The following is a 14346-nucleotide window of genomic DNA, read 5'->3' as shown; positions in this document are numbered from 1 at the left end:
CTGCAACCTGAGGGCTCGCGATGTTCGGAGTGCTTTTTGAACAGACGGCGGACGGCCAGCGCTATATCGACTGGCTTCTGTCGGGTCTCGGTTGGACGTTGGCCCTGGCCTTCTTCGGTTGGTGGATCGCCTTCGGCATCGGTGTGGTCGTCGGCGTAGGCCGCACGGTCCAGAATCGCTTCTTCTCCGTCCCGGCCCGGCTCTATGTCGAGATATTCCGGAACATCCCTGTCCTGGTGCAGATGTTCCTCTGGTACTTCGTCTTCCCGGAGGTCGTGCCCAGCGCGCTGGGCGATGCCATCAAGCAGATCCCGCCACCCTGGGCGTCGTTTTTCCCGGCGCTCCTCTGCCTGGGACTCTACACCGCGTCCCGAATAGCCGAGCAGGTCCGGGCGGGCATCGAAGCGCTCCCAAGGGGACAGATCGAAGCGGCCAACGCTCTCGGCCTCAATGGCTATCTCACTTATCGATACGTCATCGTGCCGCAGGCCTTGCGCCTCATCGTGCCGAGCCTCACCAGCGAGGTGATGGGCATCTACAAGAACACCTCCGTCGCCCTCACGATCGGCTTGATGGAGCTGACCGCCCAGGCGCGCCAGATCAGCGAGGCCACGTTCCAGACATTTACGGCATTTGGCGCAGCGACGATCATCTACCTTTGTCTGGCGCTGGTTGCCTATCAGGCCATGACCCTCATCGACAAAGCCGTCCGCATTCCGGGCAGCGCTCCCGTCAAGCCCGGGACTGACGAGGATCTGGCCACTGAGATGCGGCAAGGCGGCGCCCTGCCCAACGCCATGGAGGTCGTGAAATGAACACCCTCGATTTCTCGATCGTAACGCAATCGTGGCCCTATCTCTGGTCGGGCCTGCTCTTCTCGCTTGCGCTCACGGCCGCCGCATTCGTCATCGGCATGGTTCTCGGAACCTGCCTGGCGCTCGTTCAGCATTTCGAGATTCCAGTGTTCGCCCAGATCATCCGCGGCTACGTTGCGGTCATCCGATCGATTCCGCTGATCCTCGTCCTGTTCTGGTTCTTCTTCCTGGTGCCGATCGTGCTTGGGCATCTCAGCGGCAACGGCCGCCCGATTCCGATCGGCGCCACCTATACGGCCTTCATCACCTTCGGCCTGTTCGAGGCCGCCTACTACTCCGAGATCATCCGTGTCGGGCTGCGAGCGGTGAACAAGGGCCAGTTCGAGGCTTGCCAGGCGCTCGCGCTGTCCACCTACGACACCTACCGCCATATCGTCCTCCCGCAGGTCCTGCGCGTGGCCAGTCCGATCATCCTCAGCCAGACGATCATCCTCTTTCAGGACACCTCACTCGTTTACGTCCTTTCCCTGACGGATCTTCTGGGCGCCGCTTCCAAGCTTGCACAGCTCAACGGCCGCCTCGTCGAAATGTACCTCGTCGTCGCAGTGGCCTATCTCGCCATCAGCTCGGCAGCTTCCCAGTGTGTCGCTGTCCTTCGCAAACGATACGCGCTCGCCACATCGCGATAACGCCTCGAATCCGGGAGACGAACATGCATCGAGAGGCCTCCAGCAATGCCGCACAGCCCGGTGCGATCGTCGTCGTCGAGAGCTTGGTGAAGCGGTTCGGCGCATTCACCGCGCTGAACGACGTCAATCTCAGGGTCGGCAAAGGCGAGAAGATCGTGCTGTGCGGACCTTCGGGCTCCGGCAAGTCGACGCTGATCCGCTGCATCAACCATATCGAGAAGCACGACGGAGGCCGGATCATCGTCGACGGCACCGAACTGAGCAACCGCCTCGCCGACATCAACAGCGTGCGCTGCGAAACCGGGATGGTGTTTCAGAGTTTCAACCTGTTTCCGCACCTCACGGTCGCCGAGAACTGCATGCTGGCCCCGATGAAGGTTCGCGGCGTTTCGCAAGCAGAAGCCCGCGATCGCGCACTGGGCTTGCTGCGGAAGGTTCGCATTCAGGATCAGGCGGACAAATATCCTGCACAATTGTCAGGCGGCCAGCAGCAACGCGTTGCCATCGCCCGAGCGCTGTGCATGCAGCCCAAGATCATGCTGTTCGACGAACCGACATCCGCGCTCGATCCCGAGATGGTCAAGGAAGTGCTGGACACCATGGTCGAGTTGGCGCGGGACGGAATGACCATGGTCTGCGTGACACACGAGATGGGCTTCGCCCGCGAGGTTGCCGACCGTGTGGTCTTCATGGATCGCGGAAGCATCGTCGAGGAGGCAGATCCGGAAACCTTCTTTCGGGCCCCTCGCACGGAACGAGCGAAGGGCTTTCTGAACCAGATCATCCACTAAAGGCACGATGAGATCAGGATGAATCGTCATCGCGCTTTGATTTAGTGTTTGGCTACTTCACATCCTTGTTCAATTCGATCGCGACTTCCGCCATCCAGGAGCCCGGTGCCTCCATCAGGAAGGACTGATGGTTGCTCCTGGTCTGGATCGTCACCAGCGCGGCCACCGTATTTCCCTCTATTCGCGCCTCGATGAGGCCGTCCTTGTTGGTGCCGTAGACCTTGCCGCCCTGCCGGTACTCGCTCTCGAACCAGTTGCCGGAAAGCTCCGTCCCGCTCTGCTCGATGTTCGCGGACAGGACCATCTTGTACGCATCGCTCGCGCAGCGCAGGTCGAGTGTCAACGACCGCCCCGGCCTGGTCACGTTGTACGCCACCTTGCAGCGAACCTTCTCACGCGGACCGTCCGACGGCTTCATGGTGCCGATGCCCGACCAGGCACCGGCCAAGCTGTCGAACACCGGCTCTGCGCACAATGGGCTGACGCCGCCAAGCACGAGGCAGACCGCGCCGATGCCCATGCGCGCCGCCGAAATCTTCAATGACATTCCATCAATCCCGATCTGAAAAGTCCGAGCGCGTTCTACGCCCGAACAGTCGCGGGAAGTTGTCGAAGATGTTTAGAAACGTTGCAGAGATTGTCCGAACGTTGCCGCAATCGCATTTTGGTACTTGGCGACTTGAGCGCGCGCCTCTCCCTTCGAGACGACCGCTTTCAGCGGTCTCCTCAGGATGAGGCTAAGCGGCATCGGAGCTCGTTGAGAGTGCTGCCGCACACTCCGTCCTCATCCTGAGGGCCCGCCAACGGCGGGCGTCTCGAAGGATGGCCACAGAGAAGTCGCCAAATGCGCTTGCCCTGCCTGCAAGCGGGAGAGAGTCGCGGCAGATCGGAACGAAACCCGCCTCACCCCGGACCGGGCATATTGCCCGCGAACTGCGGATAGCACTCGCGCAGCTCCTCGCGAATTCGGCCCCGGATCAAGGACAACGTTGCCTCGTCCGGCAAGGGCGTCGTGACCTCGCATTGCTCGTTGTCATACGAGAAGCCCGTCGTGCCTCGAATGTCGCGCCAACCATATCCCGGATGCGTGCTCTCGAGGCGAAAACGTCCCGCCTCCCGGTCAAAGGAAAACAACGCCGCATTGGTCAGCAGCGCATGAGGGCCGCCTCGCCGATAGACCGTCTCGTCGGTAACTCCAGGTGCGGAGACGAAGTCCACGCGCTCCACCAGGGATCGCAGGCTGTGCTCTTCACGGAACAGAATGACCCGCGGCACCAGGAAATACAGATAGGCGGAGCCGAACGAGCCGGGCCATCTGACCGGATTGTTCGGATAGTCGCCGGTGCCAACGAGATTGACGTTGCCCTGGCCGTCGATCTGGCCACCGCCGAGAAAGAAGGCGTCGAGGCGTCCCTGCGCGGCGCAATCGAACAGCTCCTCGGCACCGCCGGTGAAGGAATTGTGCTTGACCGACCCGAGGATCGAGACCTGCACGCGCTCCAGCCCGTCACGCTGGTTGAGCGCACGCAACAGCATCGCTCCCGCCGCCGGCATCGGCGAGGATTGACCGACCGCAACATGCCGCACGCCTTTCAGCAGCCGCGAGATCGTGTAGATCATCAACTCACGGCTGGTGCACGCCTCGCTCATGCCGCGCTCCCCAGGCCCCGAACGTAGGCCTGGAAGCCTTCCGGCGAGCGCGCTGCGCGCGCGTATTTCTCGATTTCCTGCCCGTCCCTGGGATATTCGGCGTAAAGCCCCGTCGGCCAACCACCCTTCTCGAGCTGGGCCACCGCGCTCACGTAGATTGCGGGCAGCACGCCCGCGGCCATGTTCTCGTCGTCGAGCAGCGATACCTCGGAGATGCGCTCGACGGTCACGAAGGCCTTCTTCGACGCGTGGGCCAGCAGCATTGTTTCGCGCCGGCGCCCAAGCCTGACGTTGCCGAACCGGTCCGCTTCAGGCGCGTGAAACAAGGCGATGTCGGGCTGGATCGCCGAGACCACGACGATCTTCTCAGCGTCATCGAACGGATTGGACGTCACCTTCCAATCGTCGCGCTTCTCCAGGACGTCGCTGCCGATAATGCCGCGGATCGGCATGAACGGCACCCCCTTCTCCGCGGCCGTTAACCCTGCGAACACCGCCGGACAAGTGGCATCACGCAGGCGAATGGATCCGTCGCGCACAGCCCGGCTGAAACAAGGCGCGCCGCCCGCTTCGCCGAGACTGACGGCGCTCGTCTCCAGCGTCGCCACGGCGCCGGCGCCGATGAGCATATCGACCTGCATGCCGCCGATCGGTGCGCAGACCACATGGAGATCGCGAATGCCGCGATCGATCAGCATCCGAACCAATCCGGGGGCCGCGGCGTAATCGTCCGGCGCCAGGCCGAGCTTGCACCCCGACGGTATCATCTCCGCCATCTCTCGCGGCGTTACGAAGTCTGTCATCTCTTCACCTCTTCCTCGGGTTCCCATCAACACGCCGTGTCGCGCACGATAGCGCCCTAGTCCTTTGCCGCAAGGTCCCTTGACACGACGTAGCCATCGCGCGTCTGCGGCAGCTTCCAGCCCAGGACCTTGCTGGCAACCAAGGTGCGCAGCACCTGGGCCGTGCCGCCGCCGATCGTGAACATGCGGACATCGCGCGCCATCCGTTCGAGCGGAAAGTCGCGCGAATAGCCGCGGGCTCCGAACACCTGCAGCGCGTCGTTGACGATCTTGATGGCGGCTTCCGAGGCGAAGATCTTCGCCTGAGCGGCAAGCATGGGATCGGGGAATGCGCTGCCGCCCGGCCCCCGTGAAGCCGCCGCCGCGTGCAGCATCAGGCGCGATGCGGTCAGTTGCGTCTGCATATCGGCGAGCATCCAGTGCAGCCCCTGAAATTCGCCGATCGGCCGGCCGAACTGCTCGCGCGTCTTGGCCCATGCGATGGCGTGCTCCAGTGCGCCGGCCGCAATCCCCATGGCAACCGTGCCGGCGCCGACGCGCTGGCTGTTGTAGGCATTGATGAGGTCGGCGAAGCCGCGCTTGAAGCCTGAGGGCGGCAGCAGCACCATGTCCGGCGTGATCTCGAGGTCCTCGAACACGAGCTCGCCTTCGGGCATGCCGCACAGCCCCATCGTCGTCTCGCGCTTGCTGACGCGGAGCCCTTCCGCCTCGCCGCGCACCGCCAGGAAGCCGCCGACGCCCAGCTCCTCGCCGCTCTCGTCGAACACGCGCGCAAAGATCAAATGGAGACGAGACACTCCGGCGCCGGTGATCCAGTGCTTCCTGCCGTTGAGCACATAGCGGTTGCCGCGCTTGTCGGCTCGCGTCGTCATTCCGCTCGCGTCGCTCCCCGCGTCGGGCTCGGTGATGCAGATGGCCGGCTTGTCGCCATCCAGGACGAGATCGGCCGCGCGCTTTTTCTGCGCGTCGGTGCCGTAGGCCATCACGGTCGAGATGGCGCCCATGTTGGCCTCGACCACGATGCGCGCAGACACGGTGCAGGACCGGGCGATCTCCTCGATGACCAGCACCGTGTCGAGGAAGCTCCGACCCTGGCCGCCATATTCGACCGGAATGGTCATTCCCATGAAGCGCTCGGCCTTCAGCGCCTCGACGACGTCCCATGGATATTCACGCGACCGGTCGATGTCGGCGGCACGTTTGCGGATCGTCTCGTTGGAGAGCGCAGCAGCCCTCTCCTTCAGCGCCAGCTGCTGGGATGAGAGCTCCATGTCCGTTCTCCATGTCCGCGGACGAGCGTACTTGCCGAACAGGTCAGTCAGCCCGATCAGCCGCGTCCCATGTTATAGAATTCCGGGTTCGGACGCATGCTGGTGACGTTGGCAAGCCGGTTGGAGAGGCCGAAGAAGGCCGAGATCGCGGCGATGTCCCAGATGTCGTCTTCCGTGAACCCGTGCGATTTCAGCGTGGCGAAATCGGATTCGGAAACCTTGTAGGCCTCGGTCGAGACGCGCACGGCGAAGTCGAGCATCGCCTTCTGCCGGTCGGTGATATCCGCCTTGCGGTAATTGACCGCGACCTGATCGGCAATCAGCGGATCCTTGGCGCGGATGCGCAGGATCGCGCCATGCGCGATGACGCAATACTGGCATTGATTGAGGTTGCTGGTCGCAACCACGATCATTTCCCGCTCGGCCTTGCTGAGGTTGCCGGGCTTGTCCATCAGCGCGTCGTGATAGGCAAAGAACGCGCGAAACTCGTCCGGCCGGTGCGCCAGCACGAGAAAGACGTTCGGGATGAATCCGGACTTCTCCTGGACGGCGACGACGCGGGCGCGGATGTCCTCTGGCATGTCGGCCAGATCAGGGACAGGGAAGCGGCTGACTGCAAGTGCCTGGGTCATGGCGTTATCCTCGGTACTCGTCGATGGAAGTTGGTACGATCACGCGTTCCTTGGCCTGGATCATCGCGAGAAATCCTCGCGCGAAGACGTCGAGCGCGTCGGGGCGTCTTTCCAGCTTCGCCCGCAGCACCGCGCCCTCCCAGCCGATCCAGAAGAAATGCGCGAGGCTGTCGCAATCGGCGTCTTCCGGAATGTGGCCTGCCTGCTGCGCCGCTTGGAGGCAGCGGGCGGTCCGGGCTTCCCAATCCCTGAGAACGGCAGCGAGGCGCTTTCGGAACGGCTCCGGCAGCGCCCCCATCTCCTGCCCGAGATTGCCGACGAGACAGCCACGCCGATAGCCGTAGCGAGCCATGCCCGACCGCGCGTCCGCGATGAAATCGCGCAGGCGGTCCAGCGGAGCCCGCGCTGCATCGTCGAACCATCGATCCAGCTTGCGGGCGAAATAGGCGGCGTAGGCATCGATCAGCTCGAGGCCGAAAGCCTCCTTGCTGCCGAAGTAGTGATAGAACGATCCCTTCGGCACGTCGGCGGAGTCCAGGATCTCCTCGACGCCGACGGCGCTGAATCCCTTCTCGGTCAGAATCGCAACGCCCGTGCGCAACAGACGCGCGCGCGGCGCGTTCGGCTGCGACTGGTCCCTGGGAGGACGGCCCCGTCGGCGCGGCTCTGATACCGAGGCTGCTCTGTTCATGAAGGTTTATTAGACCGATCGTCTTGTCAAATCAACCCCTCTTCCTCGCAAGGCTCAGATCTCCCGCGGACCGCCTTCGTCACCGGCTGCAGTTCGAGACATCTTGCCGTTAGACTCCCTGCGCCAAACGTGGACAATACCCGGGCACGTCACGTGCGCAGTGCACACCAAGATGCGCCAGGGGAAACGAAAATGCCGGCTGCCTTCCCGTCGTCCGAACCCGCTATTCCAACCGCTCCCTTGACTGCCGAGATGCGCGATGCGTTGCGCGCGATCGTGGGTGACAAGGGCCTCATCGAAGATGAGCACGGCAAGCAACCGTTCGTGACGGATTGGCGGGGATTGCTGGTTGGCGGTGCCGGCGCCGTCGTCCGTCCTGGCAGCACCGAGGAGGTCGCGAAGGTGGTCCGGCTTTGCCATGAGCACGGCGTCGCCATCGTGCCGCAGGGCGGCAACACCGGCCTGATGGGTGGGGCGACGCCCTGGCCTGCGCACACCGGCATCGTGTTGTCGCTCGGCCGCATGAACCGCGTGCTGGCCGTCGATCCCGTCGGCTACGCGATGACGGTCGAGGCCGGCTGCGTGCTGCAGACGCTTCAGGAGACGGCAAGCCGGCACGACAGGTTCTTGCCGCTCAGCCTCGGCGCCCAGGGCTCGTGCATGATCGGCGGCAATCTGTCGACCAACGCCGGCGGCGTGCAGGTGCTGCGCTATGGCAATGCCCGCAATCTCGTGTTGGGGCTTGAAGTCGTCCTGGCAAACGGCGAGGTCTGGGACGGATTGCGCGCGCTCAAGAAGGACAACACCGGCTATGACCTCAAGCACCTCTTCATGGGCGCCGAAGGCACGCTGGGCGTCATCACCAAGGCCGTGCTCAAGCTGTGGCCGGCGCCGAAGGACGTCTCTACATCATGGCTGGCGATCCGCGATCCACGCGCGGCCCTTGAGATCCTGTCGGAAGCGCACGCGGCATCCGGAGACAATGTCGGCTCTTGCGAGCTGATGAGCCGCAGCGCGATCGACATGGTGCTGCGCCATATTCCCGGCACCCAGGATCCTCTCAAGGCCGACACGCCGTGGTACCTGCTGCTGGAATGGTCGTCCTCGCGGGCGCGCCAGGACGGCACCGAGGGCATGTCCGGGAAAATGGAGCAGTTTCTCGCCGATCAACTCGAGGCCGGCCGCGTGCTCGATGCGGTGATCGCCCACACGGTCAGTCAATCGCGCAACATGTGGCGCATCCGCGAAAGTGTCGCCGAGGCCTCCCGGGCCGAAGGTCCGGGGCTCAGCTTCGATGTGTCGGTGGCGATCTCAGGGATTCCGGAGTTCATCGCCAAGGGCACCACGGCGGTGCTCGACATTCTCCCGACCATCCGGCCCTATCCTTTGGGGCACATCGGCGATGGCAATCTGCATTTTTCGTTCATGGGGCCGACCGGCATGGATCAGCAGACGCTGACCCAATACAAGGGCGCCATCACGCGGGCCGTGAACGATCTCGTCACCTCGATGGGCGGCTCGATCTCGGCGGAACATGGCATCGGCATCGACAAGCTCGACGAGCTCAGCCATTACCGCTCGAAGACCGAGCTCGACATCATGCGGACCATCAAGCGCGCGCTCGATCCGCAGAACATCATGAATCCCGGCAAGGTGCTGCGGCTGTGACCGACGCTGCGCCCCGCGTCAACGATCGATCGAGCGTGGGCAGGTCGCAACGAAGTTGCGACCCGTCCGCGGTCTTGTCGAGAGTGGTGTCCGCGACCCTCAAGCCGCCGAACCGCCGCGCGGATTCACGATCGCGTACCCTCGCAATGAACGTGCGTGGATTCGCGTAGCGTGTCCGCCCGAGTTGGCGTCATAGGCCATCCAGACATCGCCTCCGAGGTGCTGCTCCAGAACGAAAACGTGTCCTCGGCGCGCAGCAACCATTCCCGGCGCGGGTGATGTCCGCGGAAAGCGCAGCCAATTGGCCGCAAGATTCAATTCCGGCACGATACGACCGAACACGCGCAGAGCCGCGCCGCAGCCGCAGAAGGACGAAGGGCAGCCTGCCGGACGACCGCCGACAACGCGAGCCCCGGAAACACCGGAGACGGTCGCCGGCGTGGCGGCGCCCCCTGCGTCAGTCACTGTCAGCTGCGTCGAGCGGTACGCTTGCAGTGACGGCGTGGAATTCAGTGAGGATCTGGAAGCTAGTGAGTATCTGGAAGTTAGTGAGGACCTGGAGGTCCGCTCGCGCTGCATCTGCGAATACGAGAAGTCGCAGGGCATGGTGACATTGCATTCGGAAGCATGATGAATGCGATAAGGTCGCGCTTCCGAAGGGATAGAGCTCAAGGCAACGAAGAGGTACGCAGAAATTACTAGCCTGTACATTGCAGGACTCCAAAATAGAGTGGTCCTGCCCCAGGCAACGAGAAACCAATAACAGTTTGGCTGAAATGGGCCTAAAGAGCGGCTGAAAATGGCTGCATCTGCGCGACGCTGTCTGCAATCATCATAGCCTACAAATAGCGCCCGAAATGATTAACTCGCAGAGAACGAATGAACGCTCGGCGGGTCCAACGCACCGCATGCAATCAAGTCCGGTTCGTATTCGTCGTGGATTTTGCGGCAAGCTCTCCTCGTCACTGCGCTGCCCCTGATCGGCGCGACGCCGCTATTCACTGCATCATCGCTGCTGCGATCTTCTCCGCCGACATCAACACGGGAAAGTTGGTGTTGGCGCATGGCACCACCGGAAAGATCGAGGCGTCGACGACGCGCAGGCCCTGGATGCCCTTGACGCGGCCCTGATTGTCGACCACCGCCATCGGATCGTCGGCGCGGCCCATGCGGCATGAGCAGGAGGCGTGCCACACGCCGATCGTCGCCTTGCGCACGAAGGCCTCCAGCGCGTCGTCGTCGTTCATCACCTGATCGAAGGTGAAACCTTCGACCACGAAATTGTCGATCATGTAGTGGCGCAGCGCCGCCGGCCCGTCCATCAGCGTCGCGGCGATCTTGGTCAAGATCCTGTTCTTGGTGTTGACCACGCCGATCTTGCGGACCTTGTCCGTATAGGCGGCCGGGAACGGCTTGTCCGTCACCGCCTTGACCACGTCGCTCATCTGCACCGCCGCCATCTTGCGGAAGCCGCTCATCAGGCGATCGAGATCGCGCCGGTCGGACAACAGGTTGAACTCGACGATCGGCTCTGCCGACGGATCGCGCGAGGCGAGCTTGACCTGTCCGGTCTCGGAATAGGTCTTGTTGACGAAGGTCAGCAGCGAGCCGATCTGCTCGCCGACCGCATGCCAGGCCGACTTGGAGAGCAGGACGACGAACATGTCGCCCTTCGGCACGCCTGCGAGATCGGAGGAATAGCGCAGGCCCAGCTGCATGTGGCGCCTGGTGTGCTCGTTCATGCGCGCGCCGCGGCGGACAAAGGACGACAGCGAGATCGAGGGATGATCCATCAGGCGCTGGCCGACGCCCGGCAGTCCCATCAGCACAGGAATGCCGAGATCCTTGAGGTGGCCGACCGGCCCGATCCCGGCGCGCAACAGATGCGCCGGCGAATGGATGGCGCCGCTGGACAGAATGATCTCGCGTCCGCGGAATTCCTGCTCGCGTCCGTCAACCATCGCCTTGACGCCGACGCAGCGCGTGCCCTCGAACAGCAGCTCGCGCACTTGCGTGTTGGTGGAGATGGTGAGATTGGCGCGCTGGCGGGTGTCGCGATCGAGATAGCCCATCGCGGCGGAGACGCGTTGTTCGGCCTGGTTCGAATGCGTCACGGGGAAGAAGCCGTCGACGAACTCGCCGTTCTGGTCCGGCAGGAATCGGTGGCCGGCCTGCTGGAAAGCATCGGCGAACGCCTGCGAATGCCGCGTCCAGTGCTCCCTGGGGATGCGGCGGACCGGGATCCGGCCATCCTTGCCATGGTACGGTCCGTCGAAATCGAGGTCGCGCTCGACTTTCTTGAAGAAGGGCAGCACGTCGTTCCAGGTCCACCCTTCGGCGCCGCGCGCGTCCCATTCGTCGTAATCGGTGGGGGCGCCGCGGTTGGCCATCTGGCCGTTGATCGACGAGCCGCCGCCGAGCACGCGCGCTTGCTCGTATTTGCGCAAGGGAGGCCGGCCCACGTGTGGGTTGTTGTGGCTGACGACCTGCGTCGTGACCTTGAGCTCGGTCCAGTGGAAGCGCGGATCGAAATAGGCCGTGCCCGGATAGCTGTCCCTGATCTCGGCCGGCTCGTTACCGGGCGGCGTGTCCTGGCCGGCTTCGCACAGCAGGACCTTGTTGGCACTCTTCGCGGAGAGCCGGTGGGCCAGCACGGACCCCGCCGAGCCGCCGCCCACGATAATGAAGTCATACACGATTGGCGCGTCCTCTTGCTCTTGTTCGGGGAACGTAGCGCGTAATTGTTTTGAGGTCACGCCATCGCAGCCGCGACAGGATTGTCGCGCGGCAGCGATGGCCAATATCAAGGCCTGATCGAAAAGTTCTCAGGCGGCCCCGGCTTTCGCAGCGGCTCGGCGAGGCGCGCGAACTCGCACAGCAGCGACCTCGTCTTCCGGGGATCGATGATCTCCTCGACCCAGAACTTTTCGGCCGAACGGAACGGAGAGCGCAGCTTGTTGAGGCGCGCCTCGATCTCCTTCAGCTTCTCCGCCTTGTCCTCGGCCGCGTCGATGTCGGCGCGATAGGCGGCCTCGATGCCGCCTTCGAGCGGCAGCGAGCCCCAATAGGCCGACGGCCAAGCGTAGCGGATCGAGAAGCGGTCGGCCGGCTGATGCACGACACCCGCAACGCCAAACGCGTTGCGCAGGATCACGGTGCACCAGGGCACGGTGGTCTGGTTCACAGCAGCCATGGCACGAACGCCGTGGCGGATGGTCGCCGCCTTCTCGGCATCGAGGCCGATCATGAAGCCCGGGCAATCCATGAGATAGACGACCGGCAGATGGAAGGTCTCGGCGAAGTCGACCCAGCGCACCACCTTCTGGCAGGCATCCGCCGTCCAGGAGCCGCCATAGTGAAAGCTGTCGCTGGCGAGCACCAGCACCGCCCTGCCCTCGAGCCGCGCCAGACCGACGATGACAGGCTTGCCGAAATTCTTGCCGACCTCGAAGAACGAGCCCTTGTCCACGACGGACTCGATGATCGGGCGCATCTTGTAGACCTGCTTGCGGTTGCGCGGCACCGCATTCATCAGCGCCTCTTCGCTCCGCTCCGGATTGTCGGTGCAGGGCAAGGTCGGCGGCAGCTCGTAGACCGACGACGGCAGATAAGACAGGAAACGCCGCGCGCAGGCAAAGGCCTCTTCTTCCGTGTCGACGGCATGATCGACCGCGCCGGCGCGGGTCTGGATGTCGGCGCCGCCGAGCTCGTCCTTCGAGAGGTCCTGCCCGAGCGCCTTCACCACCGGCGGCCCCGCGACGAACATCGCGGACTTCCGGGTCATGATGGAATAGTGGCTGGCGGCAAGCCGCGCGGCGCCAAGGCCTGCGACCGAGCCGAGGCCGAGTGCGACCACCGGCATGCGCGACAAATTCTCCGTCGTGAACCGATACCAGCGCGTGCCGCCGATGCCTCCAGGCAGATTCGCCGCGCCCTTGGTCTCGATGGTCTTGACCGAGCCGCCGCCGCCGGAGCCTTCGATGATGCGGACGATGGGCAGACGGAAATCGTGCGCCATCTCCTCCGCCATCAACGGCTTTGCCGAGATCGACGCATCAGCCGAACCGCCGCGCACCGTGAAATCATCGCCGACCACGACCACGGTGCGGCCGTCGACGCGCGCACGGCCGAACACGCAATTCGCCGGCGTGAGCTTTTTCAAATCGCCGCTGGAATCGTACTCGCCGATGCCGGAGACGGCACCGATCTCGTGAAAGCTGCCTTTGTCGATCAGCTTGTCGATACGCTCCCGAACAGTCAGCCGGCCCTGGTCATGCTGTCGCTTGACCTTGTCAACGCCGCCCATCTCCCGCGCGAAGGCTTCGCGCCGGGCGAGCTCGTCGAGTTCCGGCTTCCAGTTCATTCACTCCCTCCGAATGGATCGGCTTGTTATTGTTATGCACGGCCATTGCGACCGGTTTACGCGGGATACGGTTGGCGAAGGCATCGCCCTCGGAGCCTTCCATCAGGCTGCCGAGCGAGCGACCGAGCGTAAGCATCAGCGGCGCGACTTCGTCATGCAGACGCTGCTCGTCATACATCGCCGAGAGCAGGCCGATCGTGATGACCACGAAAGTCTGGTATTGCGGCGACCAGATCGGCACCGCGAGGCCGTTGATGTGCGGGCTCCACAAGCCGCAGGCCACGACATAGCCGCGCTCTCGCAACATCTGCCGGTTGGCCTCGATGCGGGGCTTCAGGATCTTCGCGGCCTCGGGCGCCTCCCGTTCGAAGTCCGCGATGAAGGCATCGCCGATCTCCGGCGCCAGCGCTGCGGTGTAGGCCGCGCCCGCGGCGGTCGAGGCCATCGAGATGCGACTGCCGGTGCCCTCATGCAGGCCCAGCGCAGAGGGCGAGCGTGCGAACTGGAGATAGACCAGATGAAAGCGGTCGGGCACGACGAATCCCACCGTGCCCGGCAGCTGCTCGGCGACTTCCTGGAGCCGCTGGCGGATCATGCTGCGCAGCTGCGCGCCCTTCATCATCGAAGCGCTCATCGCAACCGCGCTCGGGCCGATGCGATATTTCTGATCGCGCGGCAGATAGACGAGCTGGCCCATCCGCGTCAGCGTATGCGTGAGCCGCGACACCGTCGAGCGCGGCAGGCCGCAGCGATTTGAAATCTCGAGATTGCCGAGCCTTGCCTCGTGGCCCTCGAAGCATCGCAACACGTCGAACGCGCGCGAGACCACCTGGATGACATCACCCTCACCGGCATCGCCAGCGAGCACGCCTTGCCTACTCAACCGCTCCGATCGTCGTCCCATGTGTTCCCTACCGTTGTTCCGCTCTGCGGAATTAAATTCCACTTGCAGACGACGCTACCTCAGGCATTT

At 63.7% G+C, this 14346-nt stretch carries 13 protein-coding genes; 4 read left to right on the top strand and 9 right to left on the bottom strand.

The window, feature by feature from the left end:
* Positions 1–20: 20 nt before the first annotated feature.
* Genes GGD62_RS00435 through GGD62_RS00425 form a run of 3 tightly spaced genes read left to right on the top strand, consistent with a single transcriptional unit; the run spans position 21 to position 2295 of the window.
* Complete coding sequence (locus GGD62_RS00435; RefSeq protein WP_183706787.1) at positions 21–815, top strand: amino acid ABC transporter permease; 795 nt, start codon at positions 21–23, stop codon at positions 813–815.
* Positions 812–1504, top strand: a complete 693-nt coding sequence (locus tag GGD62_RS00430) for an amino acid ABC transporter permease (RefSeq protein WP_018319862.1) — start codon at positions 812–814, stop codon at positions 1502–1504. The genes GGD62_RS00435 and GGD62_RS00430 overlap by 4 nt, the downstream gene beginning before the upstream one ends.
* Before the next feature lie 23 nt (positions 1505–1527).
* Entirely contained in the window at positions 1528–2295 is a 768-nt protein-coding gene (locus tag GGD62_RS00425) for an amino acid ABC transporter ATP-binding protein (RefSeq protein WP_210317711.1), read from the top strand.
* Between the two features lie 52 nt (positions 2296–2347).
* On the opposite strand, the gene GGD62_RS00420 is transcribed toward GGD62_RS00425, so the two are convergent.
* The 6 genes from GGD62_RS00420 to GGD62_RS00395 all read right to left on the bottom strand — a co-directional run bounded on the left by GGD62_RS00420 (position 2348) and on the right by GGD62_RS00395 (position 7342).
* Positions 2348–2842: a hypothetical protein gene (locus GGD62_RS00420; RefSeq protein WP_179730806.1), complete on the bottom strand. Its 495-nt coding sequence runs from the start codon at positions 2840–2842 to the stop codon at positions 2348–2350.
* 356 nt (positions 2843–3198) lie between these two features.
* Complete coding sequence (locus GGD62_RS00415; RefSeq protein WP_183237244.1) at positions 3199–3945, bottom strand: CoA-transferase; 747 nt, start codon at positions 3943–3945, stop codon at positions 3199–3201.
* On the bottom strand, positions 3942–4748 hold the full coding sequence (locus GGD62_RS00410; RefSeq protein ID WP_183237245.1) for a CoA transferase subunit A: 807 nt from the start codon (positions 4746–4748) through the stop codon (positions 3942–3944). The genes GGD62_RS00415 and GGD62_RS00410 overlap by 4 nt, the downstream gene beginning before the upstream one ends.
* Positions 4749–4804: 56 nt before the next feature.
* Positions 4805–6019, bottom strand: a complete 1215-nt coding sequence (acdA, locus tag GGD62_RS00405) for a 3-sulfinopropanoyl-CoA desulfinase (RefSeq protein ID WP_183706786.1) — start codon at positions 6017–6019, stop codon at positions 4805–4807.
* Positions 6020–6075: 56 nt separating this feature from the next.
* On the bottom strand, positions 6076–6651 hold the full coding sequence (locus GGD62_RS00400; RefSeq protein WP_183706785.1) for a peroxidase-related enzyme: 576 nt from the start codon (positions 6649–6651) through the stop codon (positions 6076–6078).
* A 4-nt stretch (positions 6652–6655) separates the two neighbouring features.
* Positions 6656–7342 (bottom strand): TetR/AcrR family transcriptional regulator, encoded by a 687-nt coding sequence (locus GGD62_RS00395; RefSeq protein WP_183237248.1) that lies wholly within the window; start codon positions 7340–7342, stop codon positions 6656–6658.
* A gap of 192 nt (positions 7343–7534) precedes the next feature.
* Here GGD62_RS00395 and GGD62_RS00390 point away from each other — a divergent pair, with 192 nt between their 5' ends.
* Positions 7535–9010, top strand: coding sequence for an FAD-binding oxidoreductase (locus GGD62_RS00390; RefSeq protein ID WP_183706784.1), 1476 nt, complete (start codon positions 7535–7537; stop codon positions 9008–9010).
* A gap of 998 nt (positions 9011–10008) precedes the next feature.
* Here the strand turns inward: GGD62_RS00390 and GGD62_RS00385 are convergent.
* The 3 genes from GGD62_RS00385 to GGD62_RS00375 form a co-directional block, all read right to left on the bottom strand.
* Positions 10009–11706, bottom strand: coding sequence for a GMC family oxidoreductase (locus tag GGD62_RS00385; protein ID WP_018319853.1), 1698 nt, complete (start codon positions 11704–11706; stop codon positions 10009–10011).
* A 107-nt stretch (positions 11707–11813) separates the two neighbouring features.
* The gene (locus tag GGD62_RS00380) at positions 11814–13373 is read right to left on the bottom strand and encodes an acyl-CoA carboxylase subunit beta (RefSeq protein WP_183706783.1); all 1560 of its coding nucleotides are present in this window, start codon (positions 13371–13373) and stop codon (positions 11814–11816) included.
* On the bottom strand, positions 13303–14277 hold the full coding sequence (locus GGD62_RS00375) for an IclR family transcriptional regulator (protein ID WP_092252623.1): 975 nt from the start codon (positions 14275–14277) through the stop codon (positions 13303–13305). Before GGD62_RS00375 ends, GGD62_RS00380 begins: the two co-directional genes overlap by 71 nt.
* Positions 14278–14346: the final 69 nt, after the last annotated feature.

Source organism: Bradyrhizobium sp. ERR14, assembly GCF_014198235.1.
GTDB lineage: Bacteria > Pseudomonadota > Alphaproteobacteria > Rhizobiales > Xanthobacteraceae > Bradyrhizobium.
Note: the sequence above shows the minus strand (reverse complement) of the source record. Positions and strands in the feature narration are given on the sequence as shown.

Coding starts and splice junctions, on each gene's coding strand:
- GGD62_RS00430 (WP_018319862.1), top strand. CDS start 812: ATGAACACCCTCGATTTCTCGATCGTAACGCAATCGTGGCCCTATCTC.
- GGD62_RS00410 (WP_183237245.1), bottom strand. CDS start 4,748: ATGACAGACTTCGTAACGCCGCGAGAGATGGCGGAGATGATACCGTCG.
- GGD62_RS00400 (WP_183706785.1), bottom strand. CDS start 6,651: ATGACCCAGGCACTTGCAGTCAGCCGCTTCCCTGTCCCTGATCTGGCC.
- GGD62_RS00415 (WP_183237244.1), bottom strand. CDS start 3,945: ATGAGCGAGGCGTGCACCAGCCGTGAGTTGATGATCTACACGATCTCG.
- GGD62_RS00390 (WP_183706784.1), top strand. CDS start 7,535: ATGCCGGCTGCCTTCCCGTCGTCCGAACCCGCTATTCCAACCGCTCCC.
- acdA (WP_183706786.1), bottom strand. CDS start 6,019: ATGGAGCTCTCATCCCAGCAGCTGGCGCTGAAGGAGAGGGCTGCTGCG.
- GGD62_RS00420 (WP_179730806.1), bottom strand. CDS start 2,842: ATGTCATTGAAGATTTCGGCGGCGCGCATGGGCATCGGCGCGGTCTGC.
- GGD62_RS00380 (WP_183706783.1), bottom strand. CDS start 13,373: ATGAACTGGAAGCCGGAACTCGACGAGCTCGCCCGGCGCGAAGCCTTC.
- GGD62_RS00375 (WP_092252623.1), bottom strand. CDS start 14,277: ATGGGACGACGATCGGAGCGGTTGAGTAGGCAAGGCGTGCTCGCTGGC.
- GGD62_RS00425 (WP_210317711.1), top strand. CDS start 1,528: ATGCATCGAGAGGCCTCCAGCAATGCCGCACAGCCCGGTGCGATCGTC.
- GGD62_RS00395 (WP_183237248.1), bottom strand. CDS start 7,342: ATGAACAGAGCAGCCTCGGTATCAGAGCCGCGCCGACGGGGCCGTCCT.
- GGD62_RS00435 (WP_183706787.1), top strand. CDS start 21: ATGTTCGGAGTGCTTTTTGAACAGACGGCGGACGGCCAGCGCTATATC.